Source organism: Bacillus sp. JJ722 (assembly GCF_036963345.1).
Taxonomy (GTDB): Bacteria; Bacillota; Bacilli; order Bacillales; family DSM-1321; genus Bacillus_AD.
On sequence record NZ_JBALMO010000048.1, the window covers coordinates 4,197 to 10,181 of the forward strand.

Below are 5,985 nucleotides of genomic sequence, written 5' to 3' on the forward strand. Positions count from 1 at the left end.
CTCCTATTTTACGGTAATAATTGATGTGAAGAATATGGATATACAGATTTGGAGGAATTAGTTAATGAAAAAATTACTTGCGCTTACAATGTGTGCTGGTTTACTCGTATTAGGAGCTTGTGGCAACAACGATGATAATGATAAAGATACAGTAAATAACCCACCAGAAAACGCGCCCGTTGAGAACGGAAACGACAATGATACTGTAGACAACGCAGGCAGTTCAACGGATAACAAAAATAACACAGCGACTAATACAGATTCTATTCCATTTACTTCTTTTGATTTAGACGTGGATTACGATAATTACAAATCATTCGAGGTAGATTATGATAATGAAACAGATGGGATGGAAGCAAAGATTGAAGATGAATTAAACAACCGCACCTTAAGAGGAGACGAAGCTTTAGCAGAAATGCGAAGCCGTTTTGAAAGTTATAAATTTGACAAAAACACCGCTCCAGATGAAGTCATTAATGAAGTCATTAAATCATTCGATTTAAAAGAAGACTATAAACAAGTTGACCTTGAAATTAAGTTTGCCGATGGCACTGAGAAAGAATATTTGAAATAACATGAATAAAAGGCTGACCTTAATTTGGTCAGCCTTTATTCATAAAAATTCACTTTATTTTCAAGTTCATTTTATATTTGCTCAGCAATCTTTCTTCTTCTTATTACTTTACTTATTATTCCATGAGAAGGAGAGAAAAATAAGGCTAACGCGAACAAAATACCAGCTACTGTGGTCATACACCCTGAGATAGACGCGTCCATTATAGCAGCCATATAATATCCAACGACAGAACAAATGATACCAACCGTACAGCTGATTACAATCATCAAGCTCAGTTTATCAGTTAATAAATAAGCCGTTGCAGCTGGTACAATTAGCATTCCTACAACAAGAATTGCTCCCACACTATCAAATGACACAACAGTTGTAACTGATACAAGTGTCATCAAGAAGTAATGAAACAATACGACAGGAATACCTAATGCAGCTGCCATTACAGGATCAAATGCACAAAGCTTAAATTGCTTATAAAACAGACTGATACATAAAATATTTACAAGTAAGACCGAACCTACTAACCATACTGATTGCGGGATGGTATCAATACCCATAATGGAGATCGTATCCCATGGAGCATAAGCGATCTCACCATATAATACATGATCTAAATCAATATGCGCTTCTCTCGTAAATAAGCTAACGAGTACAACGCCAACGGCAAACAGTGCAGTAAATACAACACCAATGGCTGCATCATCTTGAACTCCACTATTACGAAATAATCCTATTAAGTACACTGTTAATAACCCAAATATAATGGCACCGGTTAACATAAATATGGTATCTCTAGAACCGCTAAGCATGAATGCAATCACTATGCCAGGCAAAACTGCATGACTGATTGCATCGCCAACCATACTCATTTTTCTTAACACAAGGAAACAGCCTACTATGCTACATGCACCTGAAACTAACGCACCTATTAATATAATCCAAAAAGCATTCAAGAGGATTTCCCCCCTTCCATTTCTTTCATAGAAACAAAAGTACTGGTACTTATTGTATTTTTCTTCATATATCGTCTAATTCTTGCTTTAGCAATAACGCCTTTAGCAGGTGCAAAGAGAACCGATACAATAAACACAGCAGTTGCAGATAAAACGATGAGTGGGCCTGTTGGCAAATTGGTACCCATTGTACTAATTAAAGTGCCTCCAAATCCACTAAGTCCTCCAAAAAAGCCAGAAAGAACGATCATATACGATAATTTGTTTGTCCAGTACCGTGCAGACACCGCAGGAGTAATTAGCATAGCTGCCATCAAAACAACACCTACCGCTTGAATCCCAACAACGACTGCAACCACAATGAGAAACATTATAAATTGATCTAAAAAACGGATAGGTAATCCAATTCCTTTAGCAAACCCTTGGTCGAAGGATACAAGTTTGAATTCTTTAAAAAATAGAATGACAACGATTATTAAACTTGCACAAATAATCGCCATTATAGTTACATCTTTACTAATCATTGCCGCTGCTTGCCCGAATAAAAACTTATCTAAACCACTTTGATTTCCATAACTACTATGTTGAATTTTCGTTAGTAAAACAATACCAATGCCAAAAAACACAGTTAAGATTATTCCTAATGCAGCATCTTGTTTAATTCTCGTTTCACGAGTAATATAACCAATTGCGAAGGTAGCGATTACGCCAGCAATTAATGCTCCTATTAAGAATCCTACTATCGATTTCGTTCCTGTTATCATAAAGGATACGCATATTCCAGGTAATGCGGCATGTGCCAATGCATCTCCCATTAAAGATTGTTTTCGAAGATAGGCAAAGCAGCCAATTACCCCGCTACAAATGCCAAGTAAAATAGTCCCCGATAACACCCATTGTGTATTAGGATCTGAAAGAAAACTAATCCAATCCATCTCACTCACCTCAATTGACAATTATGGCTGATGAATTATGGTCAAGCATCGTTAACTTACCGCCATATGTTTTTTGTAATAATTCATTAGTAAAAACTTCTTCAGTTGGCCCAATATCTATCAGCTCACCATTCACTAACATGACCCAATCAAAGTATTCCTTAACTGTATTCAAATCATGATGAACGACTAATACTGTTTTTCCTTCATTTTTTAATTCTGTTAATAAAGAAATAATCGCTCGTTCCGTTGCAGCATCAACTCCAGCAAATGGCTCATCCATGAAGTATAAATCGGCTTCTTGGGCAAGGGCACGTGCTAGAAAGACCCTTTGTTGCTGTCCACCTGATAATTGGCTGATTTGGCGATTGCTAAATTCGCTCATTCCCACTTTCTCTAAACATGTACGCGCGATCTCTTTATCATTTCTAGTCGGTCTTTTGAACCAACCTAATTTCCCATATCTCCCCATCGTCACAACGTCTAAGGCATCTGTAGGAAAGTCCCAATCCACCGATTCTTTTTGTGGAACATAACCGACTAACTTTCTTTGTTTCTCATATGAATCACCGAATATTTCGACTTTTCCACTTACAGGTGGTACTAACCCTAGAATTGATTTAATTAACGTCGATTTTCCTGCACCATTAGGACCAATGATGCCAATTAACTTCCCTTGAGGCACTGAAAAAGAAACGTTTTGTAAAACAACCTTCTTTTGATAGGCTACTGTTATATTGTTAACTTTTAATGGAAGTGACAATTTTTATCCCCCTTATCTTGTAAAACTACTTGTTCTTACTATCATTCATTATTTTAATGCGTTCACAATCGTATCAACATTGTGACGAACCATTCCTATATAGGTACCTTCTTCCGTCCCTTCATCACCCATAGCATCAGAGTATAACTCTCCACCTATTTTCACATCATGACCTTTACTCTTCGCACCTTCAATAACAGCTTCAATAGTTGTTTTAGGTACACTTGATTCAACAAAAACAGCTTTAATCTTATTTTCAACTAAATAATCTCTTAGTTGACTAACATCTTTAGAACCCACTTCAGACTGTGTACTCATTCCTTGCAAGCCCATTACTTTAATTCCATAAGCATCCCCAAAATATCCAAATGCATCATGAGCAGTAACTAATATGCGACTTTCCTCTGGTATACTTTGGATTTGCTCTTTCGCATAAGTATCTAACCTCTCTAATTCTGCTATATATTTCTCTGCATTCTCTTTATATACATCCTCATTTTCTTTATCATACTTGATTAATTCATCTCGAATCACTTCGGCTGACTTTATCCAATACTGGACATTGAACCAAAGGTGTGGATCATGCTCTGTCGTTTTCCCATCACCAGCGCGTAATGTATCCTCTGGTACCTTCTTAGTGACTGCTATAGTCGGTTTATTCTTTTTCATTTTTTCAAAGATGTCTACCATCTGACCTTCTAAATGAAGACCGTTGTAAAAGATGATATCCGCATCCTCTAATTTTTTCATATCACCTTGAGTAGCCTTATATAAATGTGGATCAACTCCTGTTTTCATTAGGCTTGTTGAAACTACATGTTCTCCACCAATATTACGAACTACATCACCAATCATACCTATGGTAGATGTAACTTGTACTTTACCACTCGTTTTATTTTTCTTTTCTGACTTTTCATTAGAGCAACCGACTAGTACTAAACCTAAACAAATAGTCAGCACGAATAAAAAATGAACCTTGAAATTTTTCAAAACATTCTCTCCTTTTTATATGTTTTCTTCACTAAATTGTGTTTGTCTAATTCATCTTTTTTAAACAATCACATAAAAGTTTCCCTTGACCAACTTTTATTCCATCATAGTCGCCCAGAAGTAATCCGTCAATAACTTTTCAACAAATTTAAGAATTTTTCTCAATAAAATGTTTGAATCCCCTTTTAATGTGTAAGATATAGATTATACAACATCACATCTTTAGCCTATAAACTTTATATTATTAAATTTGCATTCTTTATGTTAAAATTGAAATTGTTCCAAACTTCACAAAGATGTGAAAATAAACACTATTGGAGGCAATACTATGTCAAATCAATTACATCCATTAATGAATCAACAACTTACAAACTGGACTGTGTTATACACAAAACTACATAACTATCACTGGTATGTTAAAGGAGCTAACTTCTTTACACTTCATGCAAAATTCGAAGAGTTTTATACAGAAACTGCTACGTACATTGACGAAATTGCAGAACGTTTATTAACAATTGGTGGACAACCAATTGCTACGTTAAAAGAAACTTTAGAAACTGCAACAATTGAAGAAGCAAATGGAACAGAACAAGCGGATGAAATGGTAAAAATCATTCTTCAAGACTTCGCAAAAATCGCAAACGAGATCGATGAATTACTTGAAGTTGCAGAAAATGCAAATGACGAAGAAACAGCCGATCTTTTCCTTGGTATTAAAGCAACTTTAGAGAAAAATATGTGGATGCTTAAAGCATATTTAGGATAAAAAACAAAAAAAGTTTAGCACAACTTGTGCTAAACTTTTTTATCAATTACAATACCCACTTTTCAAGTGCAACCGCCACACCATGTTTATTATTTGATTCAGTGATCCAATCAGCTTCTCTTTTTACAACTTCTTGTGCATTTCCCATTGCAACTCCTATTTTTGCCGCTTTTATCATCTCCAAATCATTTAAGCTATCCCCTATCGTCATTACTTCATCCATTGATATATGTAGCATTTGGCAGACTTTTTCAATCGCACGCGCCTTATTAATACCTTTTGCGTTTATTTCAATATTGTTTGGACTTGAGTTACTGATTTCAATTCCTGTTTTCAATTGGAGCTTTTGTAATATTTCCTCTCGAAAGTCTGCATCCTCGAAAAACATTAGAATTGCCATCCACTTAACATCATCTATACAATCTGGAATTTCATTCAGCCACATCTGTTTCGTACATACAGCTTTAAAAGGTAAAGAATGTTCATCAACTACTTGCAACAACTCTTTCATTTTCTCCGTCTGTAACAATGTTCTTTCTAACAGATTGCCATGTGCATCCCAAATTTCACTGCCATTTACCGTAACCATATAAGAAGATAATTTAAGTGCTATTGCATAATCTCGACTTCGCATCATCGTACGACCAGTTGTTAATAATACAGTAATACCTAATGCTTCAGCTTTCTTAATAGCATCATAGTTTTGTGATGAAATTTCACCTTGTTCATTTAATAACGTTCCATCAATGTCTAATGCAATTAATTTGATATTTGCTTTTGTCACCCGAATCCTCCTTTATACATTCACCTAATTATACCACCGACTATGTAATCTTCTTACTAATGCTTCTATAAAAGGGATGTCCAATAAGTCCTATTTGCTATCTTTGTTTGATCGATGGGAAAGTAATTCTTACGATTTTCAAGAAGATACATGGGGTTTCATCTAGACAGAAAGCACCAAATGTTGGCATTCTTGCATAACAGACGGGTTTATATATTTCACG

General features: G+C 35.4%; 7 protein-coding genes. 2 read left to right on the forward strand and 5 right to left on the reverse strand.

The features are described from left to right. The first annotated feature begins 64 nt into the window (after positions 1-64). Positions 65-574: a YusW family protein gene (locus tag V7014_RS07965; protein ID WP_335505940.1), complete on the forward strand. Its 510-nt coding sequence runs from the start codon at positions 65-67 to the stop codon at positions 572-574. Positions 575-645: 71 nt separating this feature from the next. On the opposite strand, the gene V7014_RS07970 is transcribed toward V7014_RS07965, so the two are convergent. The 4 genes from V7014_RS07970 to V7014_RS07985 are packed head-to-tail and all read right to left on the reverse strand — an operon-like array spanning position 646 to position 4,212. After that, on the reverse strand, positions 646-1,524 hold the full coding sequence (locus V7014_RS07970) for a metal ABC transporter permease (protein ID WP_335505942.1): 879 nt from the start codon (positions 1,522-1,524) through the stop codon (positions 646-648). Next, on the reverse strand, positions 1,521-2,459 hold the full coding sequence (locus V7014_RS07975; RefSeq protein WP_335505944.1) for a metal ABC transporter permease: 939 nt from the start codon (positions 2,457-2,459) through the stop codon (positions 1,521-1,523). The genes V7014_RS07970 and V7014_RS07975 overlap by 4 nt, the downstream gene beginning before the upstream one ends. Positions 2,460-2,469: 10 nt before the next feature. Then, positions 2,470-3,222 (reverse strand): metal ABC transporter ATP-binding protein, encoded by a 753-nt coding sequence (locus V7014_RS07980; protein WP_335505946.1) that lies wholly within the window; start codon positions 3,220-3,222, stop codon positions 2,470-2,472. Positions 3,223-3,270: 48 nt separating this feature from the next. After that, complete coding sequence (locus V7014_RS07985; protein ID WP_335505947.1) at positions 3,271-4,212, reverse strand: metal ABC transporter solute-binding protein, Zn/Mn family; 942 nt, start codon at positions 4,210-4,212, stop codon at positions 3,271-3,273. A 328-nt stretch (positions 4,213-4,540) separates the two neighbouring features. Here V7014_RS07985 and V7014_RS07990 point away from each other — a divergent pair, with 328 nt between their 5' ends. After that, on the forward strand, positions 4,541-4,978 hold the full coding sequence (locus V7014_RS07990) for a Dps family protein (RefSeq protein ID WP_335505949.1): 438 nt from the start codon (positions 4,541-4,543) through the stop codon (positions 4,976-4,978). Positions 4,979-5,024: 46 nt separating this feature from the next. Here V7014_RS07990 and V7014_RS07995 read toward each other — a convergent pair whose 3' ends face one another. After that, positions 5,025-5,762: a Cof-type HAD-IIB family hydrolase gene (locus tag V7014_RS07995; protein ID WP_335505951.1), complete on the reverse strand. Its 738-nt coding sequence runs from the start codon at positions 5,760-5,762 to the stop codon at positions 5,025-5,027. Positions 5,763-5,985 lie beyond the last annotated feature (223 nt).